We start from the raw sequence: 21,623 nt of genomic DNA on the forward strand, positions 1-21,623 counted from the left end.
CCTTGTTTTTTGTATATACTTTTTTTGAGAATATGACAATATTTCATGACGTATGACAAACTGACCTTCTCATTCATAATAATATCGAAATATTTCTTTAACCCTCCACTTATTTTAACTTTGGATCTATATTTACGTAATATAGTGTAAAATCAAATTGATAGATAATCTATTTTATTGATTTTCATATTTCGATACCTAGTCAATCCTATTTCAATGGAACATATGATTATCAATTAATTCAGGCTTTGTATCAATCATTGTTGAACTCATCATAATAACAAGAAGTAATCTCAGAATGTTTACACTTCCAAATGACATTTTAGAAATTCAATCTAAAAGTGAATTAGATCACTTTATGAATACAACAGATAAATTAATCTTGAACTTTTCTACGGAATGGTGCCCACCTTGTCGTGTGATGGAGGGAACAATTTCGAACTTGTCATTTGAATTGAATGGAAAAGCAAAGGTCATCAAGATAAACCCTGAAAAACTTCCAGAAGTTGCAAAGGAATTCAATATGAAAACGATTCCTTATTACATTGGTTATGTTGATGGGAAATTTAATAAAAAGGCTCAGGGAGTGGTACCCATTAAAATGTTGAAAGAATTAGTCAATGAAGAGTAAGTTATTAAAAATGCTGAAAGCCTTGTACGAAAGTAAAAAGAAGGCAAATCAAGGTTGTTGTACAGCCTCCGTGAAGCGTTTTGAAAAAGATAAAAAAAAAGTCACTAACCAATGCAGGTTAGTGACTTTTTAGTTTCCACAAGATGTGAAAATTTATTTATACACGTTTTAATGCGATCTTAATGCTTCTGGAAATTTCTAGTTGAAATTAAATGGCCACAATCTGTTTTGTGATAATTCACTTTCGCTTTGTATTCCACTTTTCCAACGATCTCTGGATCTCTGTAGATCTTCAATACATGACCTTTTGGAAAAGTACCTACTTTAACCATTTTTCCTTCTACTAAAATATATTTTGGCGTTTTGCTCTTTGTTTTAACAATTACCTCATTGGCCATTGTCATAAGTGGCAAAACTAACATTGATAGTATAATTAATGCTTTCTTCATAGCCTCTCGTTTTAGTTTAGATGATATATAGCGAAAAAGTAGCAAGAAAGGTTCTTTCTCTTATATATTGTTAACTCAACGCAGTAAATATATTAAATAAAATAGTATAAATAATATTTTATACGTAAAAAGTACATTTATTAATTTACACTTCTCTTATTATGAGTGAATTAAATTTTGAGAGTTGTCCGAAATTTAATCTATATCATCTAAAGTTCATCTTGAGGCCATTTACTTACTTTCCATATAGCGGCCGTTTTCTGTAAGCTCAATATAATCTTGAACGGCACTTCTGAACTTTTTACCATTTTTCCAGAGGTTTCTACTATAGAATCGTTGGTAAGTCCAGTGTTTATTTTGCAACTCAATAGGAAAGTAGCCATGTGCTTCTTTTACTGAAATAAATTGATGATAGGCTTCATCATCGGTCATTAGCAGTCCTATTGGAGCTTCTTTGTCCATAATGGTTAAGGCTGCAAATGGAATCATTTCTTTGATTTCATGGCTGTTTTGTATGGCCTGTTTCAGTGTTTTACCAAATGACCAAGCATGATTCTGCTGTACTGAAGGTTGATATCCATTGTCTTGAATATCCTTGGCATAATAAAGGAACTTCTTCAGTAATTTGGGACCTTCATTTTTACTTTCCTCAGCATTGAGTTGATGCGAAAGAATACTACTCACAACATACATTTTCTTTCTCGCCCTTGTAATTGCTACATTCAGGCGTTTTTCACCGCCCTCTTGACTCAGCGTTCCGAATTGTAAGTTGATTTTACCTTTTACATTAGGAGCATAGGTTACAGAAAGTATAATATGATCTCTTTCATCACCTTGTATATTTTCAATGTTTTTAATAATTAATTCTTCAGGCCAATTGATCTCTAAGCGATCCATAATTTCTTGAATTAACTCTTGCTGTTTATGGTTGAAAGTAATGATGCCAATGCTCTTTTCTCCTCTTTCGACCAATCGCTTTGCCAATTTTACCACCTTGATGGCCTCTTCCTGATTAATACCTTTTTTCCATACGCCTTCGTCTACTTTTATAAACTCAATACCATTTTCTCTAGAATCGAGTTGGTCGAAATAAGGAATAAATCGAAGCTTATTTTTATAGAAGTGTTGGTTTGAGAAATCAATTAGATCAAAGGTTTGACTTCTATAATGTCCTAGAAGATAATGTTCGGATAAGTACTGCTTTCCTAGGTCCAAGAGAGAGTTGACTTCCAACGCGGGATCTAGATCGTATTCTTCATCTTCTTCCCATCGCGGTTTATAGAGGTCAAAAGGAGGAAGTTGCTGCGAATCCCCTAAGATTGCCACTTGTGTACCTCTATACATCGCCGGAATTCCCTTTTCTGCAAAACATTGAGAGGCTTCATCAAAAATCACCAAATCAAAAAACGGCACTAAAGGGAAAATAGCAGAAGCCGCCTCAGGTGAGGTTAGCCAGCAAGGAAGTAAGTCCAATACTTCATCTTGAAACTGATGGAAAGTTTTTCGAAGTGGCCAAACACTTCTTTTTTTATTGACCTGATGATATAGATCTCTATAAGTCACTCGATTGTTGAGACGGTTATATTCAACTTTGTCGTAAGTACGCTCTTTGAGCCTTACCAAAGTCATATCCGATGTGATTGACCTTTTTTCAAGAATAGCTTCCTGTAAATTTTTCTCTAATTGCTCAATCGCACCATTCGAAACAATCCTTAAGACGGGATGTTTCATTTCAATATGATACAGCCAGCTTATATTGAGACTGTTTTCGAGGTAGACCACTACTTCATCAATGGGGTGATTATGTACACCTTCTAAGTGTGTATCAATCATACGAAACGCCGCCCATTCATGTGGAGTAAATGATTCTTTTAACTTATCAAAGCGACAAATTTCATCAAAATCATCTTCTAGTACTTCTTTGAATTTTTCAAGATCAATTTTATTATTGATAATATCTTCAATTTCAAGAGGAGATAAATAGTCTTCCCACTTCACTCTTTCTTGAGGAATTTTATGAATGGTCTTGAAAAGGATATTAATTTTTGTCCAAAGTTCATCATAACTATAGTTTTGAAGTTCAATGAACTGCACACTTGATCGTAATGAAGTATATAGTTTACGGGCTTCAATTGCTTTTCTGCCTGCTGCAAACCATTCTTCCCAAACTTTACTTTCTAATTCTTCAGGAAATTCCACCAACCATTCATACTTCTTACTCATGTCATTTTTCTGATGTGTAAGATTCATCCTGTTTTCAAGGCGGTCTCGAAGGTCTTGAAGTCCTCTAGCAGTATTTGCAAGGTTGTTTTTTTGGAGAAGTTGATCAATAAATTTCTTTTTAGAAGAAAATTGCCACTTCATTAATGTGACAGGGTTGCTTCTGGCACCAATGGCCATTGTTACTGATTCAACAGCGTCTCCAAGCTCTTGATCTGCTAATTTTTTTTCAATCTCGGTTCCTCTATTATCAAAAGAACTCATGCAACCCCTTTTATGGTTTTGCCAGTCTTGAAGTGTAGGAACTCTACCTCTCTTTTTAATGATGGAATTGAACATTCTATAGACATCAGGGTCGCTGATGATTTCCATAAACTTTGTAACCTGTTCCTCTTGTCTTAAAATCCAAAGACATTCATCAAAAGAAAGTTCAACTTGAATATTGTCGGTTATTTCACTCAGAATTTTATTTTTGAATGGAATGATATTATCCAAAATCTCATGGATCGTCATAATAGCACTACTATCAAAATGAGTGAAAGGAATGCGGTCTTTCCATATGTAATCTTCATCATCCAATTTAGAAGCAAACTGAAGGTAGGTCTGTAAGCGATCTTTGTAATAGTTAACTTCTTTTAAATCAAATTGCTGATAACAACCTTTTAGATGAGTGTGAGGTAACTTTCGATCACATTTTAAATACAGTTCTTTGGCTGAAATTCCACATTCTGAAGTGTCATAAAGTGCTTCTCTAAATTCTTCTAATTGTGTGATTGCACTATCGATTTGCTTGGAAAGTAGAGCAAAGCTTCTTTCCAACTGCATGGCACCGAGACTATTATTATCTTCTTTAAACTTATCTAATGCATCAATCTGTTCATGCATTTTTTTGTAGATATAGTTCCTGTCATAGCGGTGATCATGTACCATAGCACAAAAAGTACCCAAAGAAATATCTTTCATTCTTTGGTAAACCACTTCTAGAGCGGCCCTTTTTTGAGAGATGACCAAAACATTTTTGCCTCTTGTCGTAAAATCGGCAATAAGGTTACAAATTAATTGTGACTTACCACTACCCGGAGGCCCTTGTACCACAACAGAGTGTCCTCCTTTTACTTTCTTAATTACTTTTTCTTGAGAGGCATCAATTGGATAGGGAGAAAGTAACTCTTCTTCTTGATTGGCTTTGCCAACATAGGTTTCTCTAAGACCTAAAACATCAAGATGTTCTTCAGCACTTCCAAAGAACCCTTCTAAATCTTTGATTTGATCACTTTCAATCAAGCGATCATAATCAGGCATTAGATAAGAGTCAGATTGAGGGAAAATCCCAATAAGTGCTTCAGAAAATAGTTTCATCTGCCCTTCTTCAAAATGCTCTAAGAAGTAGGCTTTGTTTTGTGGTTCAAATCTTTTAATCCACTCGCCAAATGTATCTTGATTAAAATTAAGTTCTAGATTAGAATCTTCTAAAGTGTGGTATAATTTTGTTAGAAAAGCAGTAGTATCTTTCGGGAAATCTTCAAAATTCATTTCCAAAAAGTCATCATCAAATAAGATTCCGTTATGATGTGATATGGCTAATAGGAGTGTTTTATTGAAAGTGACTTCAGTGTCTTCACGCAATTGTAAAACCCAATTGCCATTTTCCTGTTTTAATTCTATAGGAAAAAACAATAAAGGAGCTCTTAAATTACCACCATTAATAAATCGTCCTTGTACAAAAGGGTACCCTAAAAATAAATCATGACGACCACCTTCTTCCAAAACAAATTTTGCTGCTTTGGCCACTCTTCTGATCTGCGTGCTAATTTTATTGGCAGAAGCATCTCTGCTATCAGCGGTAGGACAGATCGGAATTGTTTTATAGCCTTTAATGACTTGACGGATAATGTCAAAAGCAGGAAGTTGCATTAGCTGATCCAGGTCTGCAATATCTATATATTGACCAGAATATGCTCTTGGTAAGTACAAAGATTTATTTCTTGCAGACAAATTAGCAAGCCTTTTTTGGTACGTCTTAAGGGTCTTTTGCACAGTTCACTTTTTTATTTTGGTTCTAACTCCAAAATCTTTCTAAAAAAATGCAAAACAAATAGGAGTAAATCGTTCTCTTACTCACCTTTGCAGGAAAAGATTCTGAATTATAGTATCAAGATACGCAACGAAAATTAAAATCGTAATGGATAACAGAAAGAAAAATATAATTTATTCATTTATTCTCATCACTCTTGTTGGTATTGTATGGGTTTATAGAAAGTATAATCCTGAATTACCAACCCATTTTCATGTGAGAGGCACCACTATGGGAGTCGTGCCTTATAATGTGAAATATATCGATTCAGAAGGTAGACCATTGGATGAGGAAATCAAAAAAGTACTCGTAGACTTCAATCAATCATTGTCTACTTATATTCCATCATCAGAAATCTCTCGTTTCAATTCTGGAACAGCATTTACGTATGAATCTTCTTTTTTCTATCCTGTACTTCAGGAAAGTAAAGATGTGTATGAAGCTACGGAAGGGTCTTTTGATCCTACTATTCAACCTTTGGTAAAAGCATGGGGGTTTGGACCGGGCAAGACACCAACAATTAAAGATGAAGAAGTAGACTCAATTAAGTCTTTTGTCAATTTTGCAGAATATATTTCATTCGACACCAAAGAAGTGAAAAAGTCGAAAGAAGGTGTTGAGTTAGACTTTAGTGCAATTGCTAAAGGATACGCCGTGGATGTAGTAGCGGATTTATTAAGAGAAAAGAACATTCATAACTTTATGGTTGAAATAGGAGGAGAGGTTGTTTGTGAAGGACACAACGAAAAAGAAAAAATATGGAAAATAGGGATCGATAACCCTCGTTATGGTGAGGGAGGACAAGAAGAACAGCTTTCATTGATTGTAGAATTACCAAACAAGGCTTTGGCTACTTCTGGTAACTATAGAAACTTCTATGTGAAAGATGGAAAAAAGTTTGCTCACACATTAGATCCCCGTTCTGGCTATCCAGTACAACATAGTCTGTTAAGTGCGTCTATATTTTCATCGAGTTGTATGCGTTCAGATGCCTATGCAACTGCTTTTATGGTAATGGGTGTAGAGAAAGCGATTGAGGTGATTGAAGCTCATGCCGATTTAGAAGCAATCTTGATTTATGATGATAATGGAGTAATGAAAAATTATATTTCAGAAGGGGCTGAGAAGTTTATTCAATAGCATCATCTTTCTAAAAATACCGGAAAACCGCAATTAGTATACTCTTTAACTAATTGCGGTTTTTTGGTATGTTTTAAAAATGATTGCTTAACTATAATTTCGGAGTTCTATCTAAAATATCTTGCTCTCTTTCGATATCAAGTGGGATTCGAACAATTTTGTTACCCATTTTTGAAAAGTCAATCTCGTCTATTTTGATTTCTTGAACTCTTCTATTGTCTTGTGTATGATAGTTCAATACTTTATTGGTTAAATCCCATGATGTAGTCCATACAGTAGCACTTCTCATTGTACTATGATCTTTACCAAATAACTCTCCACTTCCTTCAGCACGGTCAGCACCCAACGACAAGTTGAAGTTGTCCAAAATTCTGAACATTTCATATAAAGATTCACCACTGTTTTCCATTGGTCTTGTTGTCTGAGTCCATGCAACTGCTCTTACAAAACGAGAAGGTGGTGTCATATCTCCTGGTAAACCTAACATACCAGAGCCAAAACCTATTTGAGAGAAAGTTTCTCCGTTGATTGTTTTAGGTTTTGCCGCATCATATTCTAAGTTGATGTAATTTTTAAGGTTTGTAAGATGCCAATCGTATGATGGAGCATTAGTGATCACACCCAAAGGAGCATCATTAATAGTTACTGTACCATTAGTATATTCCACAACAATGGAAGCACCTGTAGAATCTGTGATCATCCAATGGGCATCAACTTGTATACCAAGAGCTTCTTCAACAACACCAACAACATTAATATGTTGAAGACCTTCTTTTACTTCTTCAATATTTGAAAATTGAGATAACACATAGTTCACTAAGTCTTGAGATGAAATAGTATTTTCAGCGTTAGAAGGTTTGTATTCGTTATATTTTGAATACCCAGGGAAATAAAAAAGTCCTGCAGTAAGTCCTTTTTCATTCATTCCATCCACAATAAGGTCTTTTCCGATTATATCTAATCCAATGATACCATATTTTGAATTGAAGCTTTTCCCTTTTGCCTGATCAGGAGTTAATCCTATAAAATTGAAATTTCTTGGTATAATGGTGACTTTTGAATGTAAGTCAAAAGCACCCCATTCCATAGTTCTACCATAACGAACCGTTCCATCTTCTGCGATAAGACGAATTCCGGTACAAGCAAAAAGGGTTGAGTTGGCTAGAAGTATCAGGCTTAAACCCAGTATAGATGTAATCTTAAGTGATGTCTTCATAATGTATCAATGATTAATAGATTTTTTACATCACAAAGATCACTGTATTTCAAAGAGATGATTTACACGGAAACAAAAGAGATTTGCATAAAAAAGGCAAAGATTTGGATGACGGGAATTATTTCAAGCTTATCAATAAGCACTTTTTTCCTTTTCGTTCATCATCAGTAAAAAGAGTTCCAATCGAAGATTTATTAGGAGAAGCTTGAAGAATCTTAATTATAAGGCGGATGTAATACCCTATTAAATCGGTTTATATAGAAAATAGGATATAAATATAAGATGTTTACTTCAATAATCTGCTTAGGCGAATGATTGAATATATTCAAAAATCCAAAATGTTGCTAACTATTTATTTTGGTTGGAGTATTTTTTTCTGAAATTTATGGAACAAATAAACTTATGCTTTAATCTATAAACTAAAAAGCAACATGGTATTACTCAACCTAATTCAAACAGACTCTTTATCACTTGTCTTAGACCTGTTACAAGAACAAAAGGAAATTAATAAGAAATTGGTTGAAATTATTGACCAAAAAAAAGAATTTGCTCCATCATTCTCTGATTGTGTTGCTATAGCTGGAGTTATTGTTAATGTTTTATTAGCATACAGCATTTATGTTTTAACCAAGAAAAGTAATATGGAATTAGAAAGGTTAAAATCTGAAAGAGAAAAAGAAAAGGAGGAAGCTATAGAAACAAAAAAAGAGTTAGAGAATAATGAACAGATGTATAGACAACTTCTTCAGGAGGAAAACAATATTTTTTCATATTTGAATTCTTTTGAAAATATTCTAAGAGTAAAAGATATTAATCTCATACAAATTTTTACAAGAAATGACATTCAACTTATATTTCATGCAAAACATGATAAAAAGCTCAAGGATGAAATATATGATTTAGAATATCTAGAAAATATATTAAATACGACTTTTATTAAAATTGATCAGTTTAGAGATTTCAATTCAAAGGTTCATAAGTTTAATTCTCTTATTAAATCTGAAATAATTCCAGAAAGTGATGCTAAAAAATATATTGAAGAGACATTGGAAAGTATTCAACAATTTAAGGAAGAATATGAAACACAATTGAAAAAATATAAGTCCTAATTTAACCTGCTATTAAATATTTTTTATGAGTAAAAGAAAGAAAGCAATACTTGATCGAATCAATATTTTTCATTCAACCTATAAAGAAGACTTACCATTGCCTTATGTCCACTATCCTGAGCATTACGGAACTTATATTGGTTATTCTGAAGAACGAGAAAGTCAGATTTATCTTTGTTCTTGTAGTGCAAGATCTATTGAAAATTACTTATTAATAAATAATAAGGAAAATGAGCTTGGTTTAAATGACAATCAATTCACCATTCATAAACTTAAACTCAAAGACAAAAAAATCGGAGACAAAATAACTAACAATTGGAAATTTAATTCAGACTTTCCTTTTTTTAACCTTAAAGAAGGTGTGGAATACAAATTAAGCAGTCTAATTAAATTTAAAGATGGTATCTGTCATAAATGTAATAATGCAACTCCATCTGTTACTTATTGTCATCCAATGTATGGAAGTAAATTTAAACAATCTTATGGGTGGTACATTAATCAACATGAATATCATATTGGTATCAAAGGTTCTTTTATTGTAGAAGATTATTGCCCAAAAGAATTTATAATAAATAAAAGGAAATCTCATATTATTAGTAATTTAGAAACTAAAGAAAGACTTTTCAGATTTAACTTACTTAATTCAGATTTTACTGAAATTGATGTAACAATTGAAGAAAGAAAATATATCGATAGTATCATCTTAAATGAGCAATCAAGTGATAAAGAAAAAGTATTACGTAAAGAACTTAGTAGATTGGAAAGATCTATTATTAATACAATTACTAATGAAGTAAGAACTGAATTTGGATTTAGAAAGATTGGAGAAGGCTGGATATCTGAATCAATTATGCATCAAATTATATGTAAAATATTTCCTAATGATGTAATACATTTTCATTTTAGACCTGATTGGTTACAAAAATTGGAAATAGATGTTTTTAATGAAACAAAGAAAATTGCTTTTGAATATCAAGGACAACAACATTATAAGCCAATAAAACTTTGGGGGGGAGAAAAAGCTTTAAAAAAGCAAAAAGAAAGGGATAAACTAAAGAAACAACTTTTGAAAAAATTAAATATTAGATTGATTGAAGTTCGATACGATGAACCATTAACAGATCATTTTTTACGAGAAAAAATAGAAAAGGTAATTTGAGAATATACATATATACCTTATTCTACCAAGGTAGAGTGAGTAATGGGGGTAAATCAATATAACATACTTTATGTAAAACAGTAATTACATCTTCAACATCTACCCACAGATACTGACTACAATAAATATTCGCATAAAAACAAAAGAGATCAAAATAAAAAAGAATGAATAATGAAGCAATCATAATCCTTCATTATTCATTCTTAACCATTCATTTCTTTACTCCAATTTTCCCCACCAGTTGTTGAATTCATCATTTTGTCCCATGACTACTATTTTACCAATAGGAGCGGTGAAAACTTTCACATTTTTCTTTTCAGCTTCTTTCACAAAACGTTCAATGGGTTCTTTCCATGGATGTAAAGCCAAAACAAAACCACCCCAATGCACAGGGAAGGCATTTTTTACTTTGGCATCAATGGCGGCCTGCACACTTTCTTCGGGAAACATATGGATAAGATGCCAATTTTCATTGTATTGACCATTTTCCATAAAGCCCCAATCAAAAGGCCCTAGTTTCTCACCAATTTCTTTGAAGTGATCGCCATAGCCGCCATCGCCACTCCAGTAAATAGAGTATTCGCTATTTTTAAATACCCAACCACCCCAAAGTGATTTCGCTCTATCCGTTAGACCTCTGCCCGAAAAATGCCTTGATGGAGTATAGGTGATTTCTAAATCATCAACATTAATACTATCCCACCAGTCCATCTCTTTAATTTTGCTTTCTTCCACTCCCCAAGAAACGAGGTGTCTTTTAATTCCTAAACCGACAATGAATTGATTAGTTTTTGGAATCAATTTCTCAATACTTGCTAAATCGAGGTGATCGTAATGATCGTGAGTCATCATTAATAAGTCGATTTTTGGTAACTGATCAATGATAGAAAGGCTATTTTCACTAAAACGTTTGGTGGTAATTGGTCCAATAGGTGAGGCATTCGGTCCTAGCATTGGGTCTATCAAAATGTTTTTATCTCCTAATTGTAGGAATAAGGCTGAGTGACCGTACCATGCACACTTTGGAATACCAGATGAACCGTTAGCGACTTCCTTATTAAAAGGTAAAATAGGAAGATTACTTTTGGGTGCTCTTTCAGCTCTATTGGTAAGTTGCTGTTTAAGTAAACCAGGAATATTTCTGATATTGATATTCATAGTGGTCAAAGCAAGGTTTTCAAACTTTCCTTCTTTCCACTGAGGAGATTTTTCTAATTTAGATTGTTCTTGAGGTGTTACCTTACCCCCAAATTGTCTTTTGAAATTACTGAGCATATAAAATTACTTATGTTGTATTATGAAGTTAGCGATGTTATTGTTTTCACCAAAAAATAACCTCACTTAATACGACTACATTACTGACAAGTAGTATTAAGTGAGGTTGAATTATAATTTTATATTAATTGTGTCTTGAAGCTCAGTCGAAAATTATTTCAAAGCTAATTGTTTTAATTTCTCAAAATGCTCTTTTTCAGTCCATAATACGATTCCACTAAGGATTTCTGTAAGCACTGCTAAGTAAAAAAGACTCCCTCCATCTCCATTAATTTCAATACCTAAAATGGTTAAATGCATAAATACAGCTCCACCAATTATCCCGAAAGTAAGAAGTGCTCCGATCCATGATGTTCTAGGAATTAAAATCAAGACCGCAGCTATTAATTCTAAAACTCCTATTCCAATTCTTCCAAAGGGCTCCAAACCTACAGTGGTAAAAATGTAAACACTATCGGGGTGAGCGGTAAATTTAAATCTTAACGTTTGAACTAATATAATGGCTATTGTAATCTTTAAAATAATTATAAGATACTTTTTCATAATGTTATTTTGTTTTTGGTTCAATACAAATATGAAGAGTTTTTGAGAATTAGAGTGTGATGTAGTTCACAGAGTCTGTAAAATGATGTAAAATATTCATTATGCTCTCTTTCAGTTGTATACAGCAGTGTTTATGTATCTTAATAAATACATCTTGAGTAAAAAAAGTTTCGTTAAAAAAACTACATCTTAACTCTTTATTTGATATGATATTGAAAACTGTACGACCCTATTTCCGAAAATTCTTCTTTTGGTTTAAGTTAACAGTGACACTAACTTCTAGTTCAATCATTGCTACCGCTGAAGAAGCAGATCATGAATTTTTCATTCTTTCACTAGTAGAGGATGTTGCAGTAATGATTATTGATTAAAAAAAGACACCCCTTTCAGAGTGCCTTCTTGTAACTACTGATATTAATATTATTGGACTATAAATTTCAAACTTCTTGCTTGATTGTTGTAAGAGAGTTTTAAAATATAAGTGCCATGACCAAGTGAAGGATGCTGAACAGGATAGTTGTAATTACCCAATTCTAGTTTTTCTATTGATTTATTGTAAACTATTTGTCCTTTCACATTGATAATCTCTATATCGAGCGAAGTATTGATTTCATTATTGATTTTTAATGTCACTTTCTCACCTGAGGTCATAGGTGATTTTAGTATGGAAACATCAATCATAGACGGGATATCAATAATAGAAGTCACAGTGTCAGCATTACCATCTCCACTGTTATTATCACCATCTCCATCACCGCCACCGTTGCCATCTCCATCGCCGCTTCCATTACCGTCACCATCTCCATTTGATAAATCATGAGTCCATGCACCTCTACCATGTGTTCCAGCAATCACTTGATCATCATAAATTTTAAGATCCCACACCGAAACTGCAGGGAAATTACCCGCCAAACGATTCCAGCTTCCACCTCCATCGGTAGTTTCAAATAGACCAATTTCAGTAGCAGCCCATAGTTTATTAGCATCCCCAGGGAATTCTAACACATCAAAAACAGCAACATCAGGGAATCCTGTATCACTTGTTCTAGTGTTTGAAGCTACCTCAAAACCTGTAATGTCGGTCCAAGTTTCACCAAAATCTGTTGTTTTGATAATTTTGGTCGATGCTAAATAAGAGAACGTGACATAAGCCGTTGCAGAGTCGTTAGGACTTGTCGCTAAACCTGAAATATAGCCAGGGTTTTGATTGATGAAATCGAAATTTGAAGTAGCGTTAAAAGACCTGCCTCCATCTTTGGACACGTAAATACGGTTGTCGTCATTCATTGCACCGCCTGCCCAGATTACAATAGGTGATTTTTCAGAGACTTCAACGTCTAAGAAACTAGTTACATTCCAGTTTTCAGTTATATTAACTCCTGTCCAACTTTGGCCAAAGTCAGGAGATTTCCAAATACCATTAAAGCCAACCGTATAAAGTGTGTCAGGAGCATTAGGGTGATTACCAAGCATAGTAATAAATGGAGCGTTTTCGTCACCTGTATCTGAAAGTCCTCTAGAGGCAACATCAATGTTTGTAAAAGTTGTTCCACCATCTACTGATACCTCGAAATTATTATTGTAATAAGAACCAATCAGAATATCAGGATCTTTTTTATACACTAAACTCGCAAATCCATCCCCACCGATCACAGCATGATATGCTGTAGAGGCTGTAGAAGCTTCATTTTTTGGAGATACCCAAGAACCGTTATCCTGCGTTCCGAAAAAATATCTATTTTCATTAGGGAATTTATCAATGGCATAAATTTGAGTAGTATTGACACCGTTGCCAATTTTTGTCCATGACCCCTCTCCTTCACCAGGGGAAGATACATCTTGAGTATGATAGATTCCCCCATCGTTAGTGACTATAATGGAAAAAGTTTCAGCGTTTTCATCAATAGAACCTAAAGTGAGAAAATGCTGGTCAGGGTGGAAGGTGTTAGCATCGTTAGGACCATCACCATTGTATTGTCCATAGGCATCTGTTAATTCGATAAAAGCACCATTATTTTGGTCATTAACAGTTACTTTGCATAAATCTACTCCTCCAATGTAAACCACATTTTCATCAAACGGATGTGCTAAAACGGTATGATCATACCAACCTTGTCCTCCTAAAAAATTGTAACTTTGATTGTCTAAAGTGACAAAATTCCATGTGTCTCCCTTGTCTCTAGAAATGTACAAATTGCCATCTTGACTACTATCTCCTTGTCCGGCAATAGAAGCAAAAATTACATTCGGGTCTTTTGGAGAGACTGCCAACTCCACTCTTCCGTCTTGAATAACATCAGTTGCCGATAATGTGGTCCAATTGTCTCCGCCATCTGTTGACTTAATAAATTCAGTCTGATTGACAGTAGCATACATTGTATCAAAATTACCTGGTTCAAATACAAGTGACTCCACAAAATAGCTGGCATTGTAAACCAAACTCCAATTGTCACCCCCATCTGTAGTTTTATAGATACCATAAAAACTGCTACTTATATTGTCTCTTGTTGATGCAGCAATTAATACTGTATTGGCATCATTAGGGTCAACGATGAGTTTGTATATTGTTTCATATTGCAGTTTACCTTCTAAAGCGGGTAAAAATGCCCAAGTTGCTCCTCCGTCAGTAGATTTTAATACACCATTTCCTACAATTGATCCAAAACCCGAAAAACCTTCACCAGTACCTGCGTACCATATTTGTGCATTTGAAGGGGCTACAGCCATGCATGAAATAGCAATACTTGAGGACGTAACACCTGATATATCAGTCCATGAAGCGCCTTTGTCAGTCGTTTTCCAAATACCACCACCAACAGCACCCAAAAGAATAGTATTGCCAGAGGCGTCATTAGGATCTACGACTGCTGCACGGGTTCTTCCTGGGGAGTTAGAAGGTCCTCTTTCTATCCAAGTATAAGAGGTTGTATTGTTTTTACGGAGGTTACTTTTTTGGATCGCTTTTTTTAATTCCTTTACCTTATAACCTGAAGTGTAGTTTTCTCCAGACGTTCTATACTTCATTTTATTGAGTATTTCCAGGTATTTCTTGGGTTGATTTGACTTTTTATACCCGTTCTTTCTCTTCCATTTTTTTAAAGCGTGTTCATAAGCAATGACATCTTCCGAAGTATGTGTTTTGGGTAAAACAGGCTTTTGGGAAGTATTGAAAGAGAAATAAATGATAGGGCAGAACAATGCCATTAGAAAAGTAGCAAAGAGTAGCTTTTTAGTCATAATGTTTTGTTTTTGATGATTATAATTTTGTCGACTGACCAGTAGTGACGTCAATGGAATAAAGGAGAACATTTGATTCACCTTTTTTAGCAATACCCATTTTTTGTGAAGTTTTGATGTGCTTTTCATCTAACCAAGAGACTTTGCCATCAATCAGCACTTTTAAGGGGTAAATAATATTTTCTTTAGGGTCCAATACCACAAAACTTAATTTCTGCTTAATAGTATTATCCGATTTTGAGAAGCATAAATAATAAGTATTTTTTTCATTCGGAATGACCTCAATATTTTCACTTTTTAGAACACTTTGTGCTTTTGATATCATTTTTTTATTGATTTCGGACGAGTCTGTTTTTGGAGACTGACAGCCCATTGATAAGAGCATTAAAAAAGATAAAAAAATAGATGTTGTTAACTGCATAATAGTAAAGAAAATCTTCTTGATGATTAAACTAAGCTTAAAGATAAGTGATGTCTAATAATAGCATAAGTACTAAGCTAAAAATAGATCATATTTAGTGTTTTTTGAAGGAAGTAATCGCAAAACAATAAATTGAATTAGTATTAAATAATTTTGTCTTGGTACTTCATAATCATTATAAAGTTAAAGATTTGTCAAATCTAACCATCAATAATAGGGGTACTTAGCTTTTATTCAATTTTATGTGAGCATGAAAATAGTTGTCATTTTTCATAGTACGCTCATTAAAAGTAGAGTGCACCTCGCTGAGTATCTAAATAGTAGGTTAAATATGATAATAAATATTCATATTAAAAATGAAATAACGTGCATTTTACGCTTTACTGAAATAATTTTTTCCTCTGATTTTAGTCATTTTTTTAGAAGAATTATAGGTCTATGTTGCGGGTGCAATTTTTAAAATTCACAAAATTCTTAAAAACGTAGTTTATTAATATGAAAACTATCGATTCTTATAATTTCGCAGGTAAGAAAGCGGTTGTACGTGTAGATTTGAACGTACCTTTAAACCCAGATTTTTCAGTTCGTGACTTTACTCGTATCAATGCAGTAATTGCTACAGTTAAGAAAATCGTTGCTGACGGTGGTTCTGCTATCTTGATGTCTCACATGGGTCGTCCAAAAGATGGTTTTGAGGATAAGTTCTCATTAAAGCACGTAGTTGCTCCATTATCTGAAAAATTAGGTCTTGAAGTTAAATTCGGTGGTGATCCAATCGGTGCTGAAGCAGACGAGATGGCTGCTAACTTACAGCCAGGTGAAGTAATGTTATTGGATAACTTACGTTTCTACAAAGAAGAGAAAAAAGGTGACGAAGAGTTTGCTAAGAAATTAGCTTCTCGTGGTGATGTTTGGGTAATGGACGCATTCGGTACTGCTCACAGAGCTCACGCTTCTACTGCAGTTATCGCTAAGTTCGTAGACGAAAAAGTTTCTGGTTATGTAATGGGTCGTGAAGTTGAAAACGCGAAGAAAATTACAGAAAACCCTCAACGTCCTTTCACTGCTATCATGGGTGGTGCTAAGGTTTCTGATAAAATCTTATTAATCGAGCGTATCATGGAAGTAGCTGATAACATCATCATCGGTGGTGGTATGGCTTATACTTTCTTCAAAGCACAAGGTGGTACAATCGGTAACTCATTATGTGAAGAAGATAAATTAGATTTAGCTTTAGAATTAATCGAAAAAGCAAAAGCAAAAGGAGTAAACTTGGTATTACCAGTAGATTCAGTTTGTGGTGATAAATTCGGTGAAGATGCAGCTGTTGCTTCTTACGATTCTAACGCTATCGCTGACGGTTACATGGGTCTTGATATCGGACCTAAAGCAGCTGAAGAATTCTCTAAAATTATCAAAGAATCAAAATCTATCCTTTGGAACGGACCAATGGGTGTTTCTGAGTGGGAAAACTTTGCTAACGGTACTACTACTGTTGCAACTGCAGTGGCTGAAGCTACTGAAGCTGGTGCATTCTCATTAATCGGTGGTGGTGACTCTGCTGCTGCTGTAAACACTTTAGGTTTTGGTGACAGAGTATCATACATCTCTACAGGTGGTGGTGCAATGTTGGAATTAATGGAAGGTAAAGTTCTTCCAGGTATTGCAGCATTAGAAGACTAGTATATCACAACCAAGTATATTTCCTTAGATATTATATCTAAGACAAGCGATACCTTTTCAATAGGGTATCGCTTTGTTTTTATAAAGTAATTTTTACTGCTGATAGTACTGCTACTTCAAGACGTTGGCTATGATGCACTCTGCATCCATTTTTGAGATAAAATTCTAAAGGAGATAAGTATTTTTCTCCATTATTTTTAAAATAGCGATTGTGATCAATAACCCATCCATTGAGTGAACCGAATTGTTTTTTACCCAACTTCAATAATGTACTTCCTATCTTTTTTCCCTTATGTTTTTCATCTATAATAGTAGCAAACCAACGCTCTTCTTCTCGTTCAAATTTGAGAAACCAACCAACAATCAAGTTTCCATAAGTTTTTACTAAGATAAATTCCTTATTCAAAACACCATTTAAATAGCGATCAAAAGCGTCAATTGACTTATAAGATAGTTGCATTGGGTACTCATTATTCCAAATCGCCATTAATCTACTTTTCTCTAAAGGGTTGAGTTCACTCGTAATTTCATATTGATACTCATCGGATTGTAATAAAAGGTCCATAACTTTGGTTGTTTTATTATTTGCGTTCATTCATTGAAGGTAAAACTAATTAATTAATAAGGAAATCAGGTTATGACAATTGAATAAATATGTTTGACATTAAACTTATGTTAAATAAATCTATCTTTTGAAACAGGATGAAATAAAGTACGTCTTATAAATATTCAGGCAAATTAGAATGACGTTGATTTTGTTTGAGTTGCAATACCTAATTAAAAGTGAAAAATAAATGAAGACGATTTGTAAACCGTATCAAAATCCCATTACACCAAAAAAATGGATGACTGCACTTACAGGAGTGTCTTATTTATTAATAAGTACGATCCTTTATTTTCGTCCATTTTCAGATGTCTATGCCATGACGATGTCATTTGGTATTATACTTTTACCATCTGCGTTTCTTGATATTTATTTTTCATCAGATAATAAGGCTCAAATTTTTAGTTGGGGCTTTTTATTATTGAATGCTGTTGCAGACCTTATGATGAGTATCGTTTTTATTGCACATTCTTACTTGGATCATTCCATTTTACTTTATTTTGGAAGCTTCTGGATATTAGGAAAAGGGATGGTTACTTTAAACTTCTCCTCACTCATTAAAAAAGAAAGAATTATAAAATACTTTTATGTAGTAACGAGTTTAACGACTATAGTTTTATCCATGCTGTTGGTAATCAATGTCCTGTTTTCTGAGATTCAGATTGATAAAATATTGACATTGGCCATGTTGCTTTGCGCGATAAACAAATTCATATCCGTATTTTTCATCAACAAGGAACATTATAAAATTTATTCTTAAAGACCTTATGACAACTTCCTTGGTAACTATAAAAATAAAAAGAGCTTAGATTAAAAAAATAACCTAAGCTCTTTTATTTATACAGAAGTAGTATAATCAGAGATAAACTCTTTATGATCACCTACTATTTACTGATTACCTTCTGAGTAATTGATGCCAATAATTCTCTGTTTACATCTTTATTGAAGTGCTCTAAGTTTCTGATAGCATCATCAAACTTAGTAGCGTAGGTTTTTTCAAAATTGTACTTAATTTTTTTCATTTCTTTTTAAGTTATCAGCACATATATAAACTACGTTCATAAATTAACGTAGAATTAGGTATTGTGGACAACGATTTATAGTGAATAAATATTAAAATTGTGAAATTTTACATATCGTTAAAGTGTAATCAATATTTATATAATATTGTAACGAAAAAAGAAAAAACAGGATTGAATAAGGGTAAAAGTCGAAGAATATCCATATTAAATTCAATAATTTTATTTTTATTGGATAAAAGTTATTTACTTGAAATCAACATAATGATAAGTTTCCTTATAAGGAAAACTCTTCCTGCTAATATTTAATCGTAATGACACCAAAAATACTAATACTTGATGATCATATGCTTTTTTGTCAAGGGATAGAAAGGATACTCTTAGAGCAATTCAATTCTGAAATTAACATCATCAACAACCCTGAAGATGTTGCACTCGACGAGGTTTTGAATTTTGATATTGTATTGGTAGATATGGACATGCCTAGCCAAAAAGGGTATGAATTTGTAAGTAGTGTAAAAGCCACCGGAAATACTACCACAAAGTTTTTAATCGTATCTATGCATAATAAACCTTCCTTGGTAAAAAAGTCAATAGAATCAGGCGTTAATGGGTATATCTTAAAAGATGATCCTTTGGAGGTATTCACATTGGCTATTACTGAAATATTAGAAGGCAAAGAGTATTATTCAGAAAGAGTTAGGGAATCGATGAAATACCTTACTCTTGAAACTATAGTATTATCACCAAGAGAAGAGCAAATCATTAAGTATATTGCTAAAGGTTTAAACGCAAATGATATTGCAGAAATGCTATATATTAGTGTTGAAACTGTAAAGACTCATAACAGAAATATTAAATCCAAACTTAAAATTGAGAATAGAGCTCAGTTAATCAAGTATGCTTATAAAAATCTCTTGACTTAGGGAAAGAGATAGACAAGTTGATGATTACGCTCTAGATGCTTTTTTAAATTGCTCATTTTTGATTGAATGAAAATTAAGCTCATACTGTTACTATCATTTTCACTGCTAAAAATCGCAACTCTCACTCATGCACAGGTTAACGTAGAAAAGTTAGATGAGAAATTTAACTTGACTCCATATACCCAAAAGTATGGTGAAGATCAGCCCACTTTTATTGATAACCGTCCTATTTTCCAAAATCATTGGCAAAAACCCGATCGTTTAGGTCTCTCTAAGGGACCTACAGATAAAGGAAGTTGGTATAGATTGATTTTGTCGAGTAAAACGGAACTTCAAAAGGTGTTGTATTTTAATTATACCCTTATTCCTCAGTTAGAATTTTGGGTTTTGTCCTCTAATGGCGAAGCGGCACACTATCATGGAGGGACAAGTACCCTTGATCGTACACAGCATTTAGGAGTGTCGGACAAGGGGTATAGTTATGTAATGGATTTTGATGAAGGTGAGGAAAAGATCATTTATTTTAGAATGGAAGGTCAAGGTTGGCCGATACATTCTGAGGTGTTCTTATTTGATGTTACCACCTTTTTGGAAAGTAATCAAAATGAATTTTACATCATTAGTTTTTTGAGGGCAGTTGTCATTACATTGCTTTCAATTGGCTTCTTTATTGGAATATTATCTCGTCAACGTGTATTCATATTTTATGCCTTAACTTTTTCAGCAGGTATTCTTTTTGCGGAGTGTGAAATTGGCTTATTTGTAGATGCATTTAAAGACAAATACCATGAGGCGAATTACATTTTACGCCATTTATTAAATGTGGCTTATATTTTCGCACTCATTTATTTTTACAACTACTTTACACCAGAAAAACGTTTTTTCAAACAGTTTTTGAGATGGTTTAATCCATTAATTGCGATCTATACAGTCATTTCCTTTACCTCTTTAGTAGCAAGCGAAAACCCAGTGATTGTGTATGTCAATTTCATTTCTGTTGTCATTTTATCTTGGGTAAGTTTCTTTGGTAGCTCGGTGATTTTATACAAAAAGAGGAATCACTCCATATTGTCAAAATACCTTTTCCTGGTTCAAATGAGCCGTTTGGTCATCATTGCTATTTTTGTGACTTTGCCACATATGGGAGTGATACAAAGGGCTTCCTATACAGATTATATCTATTATATATTTATAGTATATGAATCTATTGTTTACTTCTATCTCCTTCTGAAGCGTTCTATTACGATCTATAATGAGAAAATTGAGTTGAAGAAAACTATGCTTGAAAAACATAAACTGTATTCAAAAGCAGTACTGGAAGGACAGGAAAAGGAAAGAAACCGAATAGGAAGGGAGTTACACGATTCAATTGGAGGAAACTTGGCATTATTCAATAAGTCTGATGCCAATATGAGTAAGGAAACGAAAAGCATACTGACAGATACAATGGATGCCATCCGAAACCTAAGTCATGAATTAATTTCACCTAGTTTTCATCATATCTCCTTTAAAGAGTCGGTGATTGATTTAGTATCAAAATACAACTCTAGTAAACAAAAAGTAATTGTACAATTTCATGAATGGCCAGAAATTACAGATAAGGAAATTCAACATCACTGCTTTAGAATAACACAAGAGTTGATTCATAATGCGGAGAAACACAGTAAATCCAGTATGGTATTTATACAGTTTTTTGGAAGTGAAAACAAAAGAGGTAATATCTATTATGAGGACAATGGAGTAGGGTTTGATGTAAATGCTGTAAAAAGCGGTATTGGGCTTAGAAATATTGATTTTAGGTCAGCTTCGATTGGAGCGAAGCTGACCATTGAATCTTCTATGAAAGGAACAATTGTGAAAATTGAAGATATTGTTTTAGAGAAGGGTAAGGTGAAAAAAACGACAACTTAATTGTAG

The 21,623-nt window shown here is 33.5% G+C and carries 18 protein-coding genes; 9 read left to right on the forward strand and 9 right to left on the reverse strand.

What is annotated here, in order from left to right; genetic code table 11:
• The first annotated feature begins 298 nt into the window (after positions 1 to 298).
• Positions 299 to 631 (forward strand): co-chaperone YbbN, encoded by a 333-nt coding sequence (locus tag IC221_RS19120; RefSeq protein WP_188170501.1) that lies wholly within the window; start codon positions 299 to 301, stop codon positions 629 to 631.
• Between the two features lie 179 nt (positions 632 to 810).
• Here the strand turns inward: IC221_RS19120 and IC221_RS19125 are convergent, their stop codons facing one another.
• Positions 811 to 1,080 (reverse strand): hypothetical protein, encoded by a 270-nt coding sequence (locus IC221_RS19125; protein ID WP_044201182.1) that lies wholly within the window; start codon positions 1,078 to 1,080, stop codon positions 811 to 813.
• A 231-nt stretch (positions 1,081 to 1,311) separates the two neighbouring features.
• Positions 1,312 to 5,337 (reverse strand): AAA domain-containing protein, encoded by a 4,026-nt coding sequence (locus IC221_RS19130; RefSeq protein WP_188170502.1) that lies wholly within the window; start codon positions 5,335 to 5,337, stop codon positions 1,312 to 1,314.
• A gap of 145 nt (positions 5,338 to 5,482) precedes the next feature.
• On the opposite strand from IC221_RS19130, the gene IC221_RS19135 reads away from it, so the two are divergent.
• Positions 5,483 to 6,514, forward strand: a complete 1,032-nt coding sequence (locus IC221_RS19135) for an FAD:protein FMN transferase (protein ID WP_188170503.1) — start codon at positions 5,483 to 5,485, stop codon at positions 6,512 to 6,514.
• Positions 6,515 to 6,605: 91 nt separating this feature from the next.
• Here IC221_RS19135 and IC221_RS19140 read toward each other — a convergent pair whose 3' ends face one another.
• Positions 6,606 to 7,730, reverse strand: a complete 1,125-nt coding sequence (locus IC221_RS19140) for a linear amide C-N hydrolase (RefSeq protein WP_188170504.1) — start codon at positions 7,728 to 7,730, stop codon at positions 6,606 to 6,608.
• Positions 7,731 to 8,161: 431 nt separating this feature from the next.
• Between IC221_RS19140 and IC221_RS19145 the strand changes: the two genes are divergently transcribed.
• Positions 8,162 to 8,839 (forward strand): hypothetical protein, encoded by a 678-nt coding sequence (locus IC221_RS19145; protein WP_188170505.1) that lies wholly within the window; start codon positions 8,162 to 8,164, stop codon positions 8,837 to 8,839.
• Between the two features lie 25 nt (positions 8,840 to 8,864).
• Positions 8,865 to 9,998, forward strand: coding sequence for a hypothetical protein (locus IC221_RS19150; RefSeq protein WP_188170506.1), 1,134 nt, complete (start codon positions 8,865 to 8,867; stop codon positions 9,996 to 9,998).
• Between the two features lie 219 nt (positions 9,999 to 10,217).
• Here the strand turns inward: IC221_RS19150 and IC221_RS19155 are convergent, their stop codons facing one another.
• Entirely contained in the window at positions 10,218 to 11,273 is a 1,056-nt protein-coding gene (locus IC221_RS19155) for an MBL fold metallo-hydrolase (protein WP_188170507.1), read from the reverse strand.
• A 153-nt stretch (positions 11,274 to 11,426) separates the two neighbouring features.
• The gene (locus IC221_RS19160; RefSeq protein ID WP_188170508.1) at positions 11,427 to 11,816 is read right to left on the reverse strand and encodes a DoxX family protein; all 390 of its coding nucleotides are present in this window, start codon (positions 11,814 to 11,816) and stop codon (positions 11,427 to 11,429) included.
• Between the two features lie 206 nt (positions 11,817 to 12,022).
• Here IC221_RS19160 and IC221_RS19165 point away from each other — a divergent pair, with 206 nt between their 5' ends.
• Positions 12,023 to 12,187: a hypothetical protein gene (locus IC221_RS19165; protein ID WP_188170509.1), complete on the forward strand. Its 165-nt coding sequence runs from the start codon at positions 12,023 to 12,025 to the stop codon at positions 12,185 to 12,187.
• Between the two features lie 49 nt (positions 12,188 to 12,236).
• Here the strand turns inward: IC221_RS19165 and IC221_RS19170 are convergent, their stop codons facing one another.
• Together IC221_RS19170 and IC221_RS19175 are read right to left on the reverse strand one after the other, a co-directional pair.
• Positions 12,237 to 15,053 carry a T9SS type A sorting domain-containing protein gene (locus IC221_RS19170; RefSeq protein ID WP_188170510.1) on the reverse strand — a complete coding sequence of 939 codons (2,817 nt, stop codon included), beginning with the start codon at positions 15,051 to 15,053 and terminating at the stop codon, positions 12,237 to 12,239.
• A 19-nt stretch (positions 15,054 to 15,072) separates the two neighbouring features.
• Positions 15,073 to 15,474 (reverse strand): hypothetical protein, encoded by a 402-nt coding sequence (locus IC221_RS19175; protein WP_188170511.1) that lies wholly within the window; start codon positions 15,472 to 15,474, stop codon positions 15,073 to 15,075.
• A gap of 495 nt (positions 15,475 to 15,969) precedes the next feature.
• Between IC221_RS19175 and pgk the strand changes: the two genes are divergently transcribed.
• Positions 15,970 to 17,157 carry a phosphoglycerate kinase gene (gene pgk / locus IC221_RS19180; protein WP_223241433.1) on the forward strand — a complete coding sequence of 396 codons (1,188 nt, stop codon included), beginning with the start codon at positions 15,970 to 15,972 and terminating at the stop codon, positions 17,155 to 17,157.
• A 79-nt stretch (positions 17,158 to 17,236) separates the two neighbouring features.
• Here pgk and IC221_RS19185 read toward each other — a convergent pair whose 3' ends face one another.
• Complete coding sequence (locus tag IC221_RS19185) at positions 17,237 to 17,722, reverse strand: N-acetyltransferase (RefSeq protein ID WP_188170512.1); 486 nt, start codon at positions 17,720 to 17,722, stop codon at positions 17,237 to 17,239.
• 229 nt (positions 17,723 to 17,951) lie between these two features.
• On the opposite strand from IC221_RS19185, the gene IC221_RS19190 reads away from it, so the two are divergent.
• Positions 17,952 to 18,521 (forward strand): hypothetical protein, encoded by a 570-nt coding sequence (locus tag IC221_RS19190; protein ID WP_188170513.1) that lies wholly within the window; start codon positions 17,952 to 17,954, stop codon positions 18,519 to 18,521.
• 124 nt (positions 18,522 to 18,645) lie between these two features.
• Here the strand turns inward: IC221_RS19190 and IC221_RS19195 are convergent, their stop codons facing one another.
• Positions 18,646 to 18,783 (reverse strand): hypothetical protein, encoded by a 138-nt coding sequence (locus IC221_RS19195; RefSeq protein ID WP_188170514.1) that lies wholly within the window; start codon positions 18,781 to 18,783, stop codon positions 18,646 to 18,648.
• Positions 18,784 to 19,094: 311 nt separating this feature from the next.
• On the opposite strand from IC221_RS19195, the gene IC221_RS19200 reads away from it, so the two are divergent.
• Both IC221_RS19200 and IC221_RS19205 read left to right on the forward strand, forming a co-directional pair.
• Positions 19,095 to 19,706 carry a response regulator transcription factor gene (locus tag IC221_RS19200; protein ID WP_188170515.1) on the forward strand — a complete coding sequence of 204 codons (612 nt, stop codon included), beginning with the start codon at positions 19,095 to 19,097 and terminating at the stop codon, positions 19,704 to 19,706.
• 66 nt (positions 19,707 to 19,772) lie between these two features.
• Entirely contained in the window at positions 19,773 to 21,617 is a 1,845-nt protein-coding gene (locus IC221_RS19205) for a 7TM-DISM domain-containing protein (protein ID WP_188170516.1), read from the forward strand.
• Positions 21,618 to 21,623 lie beyond the last annotated feature (6 nt).

The organism is Flammeovirga sp. EKP202 (genome assembly GCF_014534745.1).
GTDB lineage: Bacteria > Bacteroidota > Bacteroidia > Cytophagales > Flammeovirgaceae > Flammeovirga.

What these genes read in the sequence shown, in the direction of transcription:
- IC221_RS19120 (WP_188170501.1), top strand. Translation starts at nt 299, where the DNA reads ATGTTTACACTTCCAAATGACATTTTAGAAATTCAATCTAAAAGTGAA.
- IC221_RS19125 (WP_044201182.1), bottom strand. Translation starts at nt 1,080, where the DNA reads ATGAAGAAAGCATTAATTATACTATCAATGTTAGTTTTGCCACTTATG.
- IC221_RS19135 (WP_188170503.1), top strand. Translation starts at nt 5,483, where the DNA reads ATGGATAACAGAAAGAAAAATATAATTTATTCATTTATTCTCATCACT.
- IC221_RS19140 (WP_188170504.1), bottom strand. Translation starts at nt 7,730, where the DNA reads ATGAAGACATCACTTAAGATTACATCTATACTGGGTTTAAGCCTGATA.
- IC221_RS19145 (WP_188170505.1), top strand. Translation starts at nt 8,162, where the DNA reads ATGGTATTACTCAACCTAATTCAAACAGACTCTTTATCACTTGTCTTA.
- IC221_RS19150 (WP_188170506.1), top strand. Translation starts at nt 8,865, where the DNA reads ATGAGTAAAAGAAAGAAAGCAATACTTGATCGAATCAATATTTTTCAT.
- IC221_RS19155 (WP_188170507.1), bottom strand. Translation starts at nt 11,273, where the DNA reads ATGCTCAGTAATTTCAAAAGACAATTTGGGGGTAAGGTAACACCTCAA.
- IC221_RS19160 (WP_188170508.1), bottom strand. Translation starts at nt 11,816, where the DNA reads ATGAAAAAGTATCTTATAATTATTTTAAAGATTACAATAGCCATTATA.
- IC221_RS19165 (WP_188170509.1), top strand. Translation starts at nt 12,023, where the DNA reads ATGATATTGAAAACTGTACGACCCTATTTCCGAAAATTCTTCTTTTGG.
- IC221_RS19170 (WP_188170510.1), bottom strand. Translation starts at nt 15,053, where the DNA reads ATGACTAAAAAGCTACTCTTTGCTACTTTTCTAATGGCATTGTTCTGC.
- IC221_RS19175 (WP_188170511.1), bottom strand. Translation starts at nt 15,474, where the DNA reads ATGCAGTTAACAACATCTATTTTTTTATCTTTTTTAATGCTCTTATCA.
- pgk (WP_223241433.1), top strand. Translation starts at nt 15,970, where the DNA reads ATGAAAACTATCGATTCTTATAATTTCGCAGGTAAGAAAGCGGTTGTA.
- IC221_RS19185 (WP_188170512.1), bottom strand. Translation starts at nt 17,722, where the DNA reads ATGGACCTTTTATTACAATCCGATGAGTATCAATATGAAATTACGAGT.
- IC221_RS19190 (WP_188170513.1), top strand. Translation starts at nt 17,952, where the DNA reads ATGAAGACGATTTGTAAACCGTATCAAAATCCCATTACACCAAAAAAA.
- IC221_RS19195 (WP_188170514.1), bottom strand. Translation starts at nt 18,783, where the DNA reads ATGAAAAAAATTAAGTACAATTTTGAAAAAACCTACGCTACTAAGTTT.
- IC221_RS19200 (WP_188170515.1), top strand. Translation starts at nt 19,095, where the DNA reads ATGACACCAAAAATACTAATACTTGATGATCATATGCTTTTTTGTCAA.
- IC221_RS19205 (WP_188170516.1), top strand. Translation starts at nt 19,773, where the DNA reads ATGAAAATTAAGCTCATACTGTTACTATCATTTTCACTGCTAAAAATC.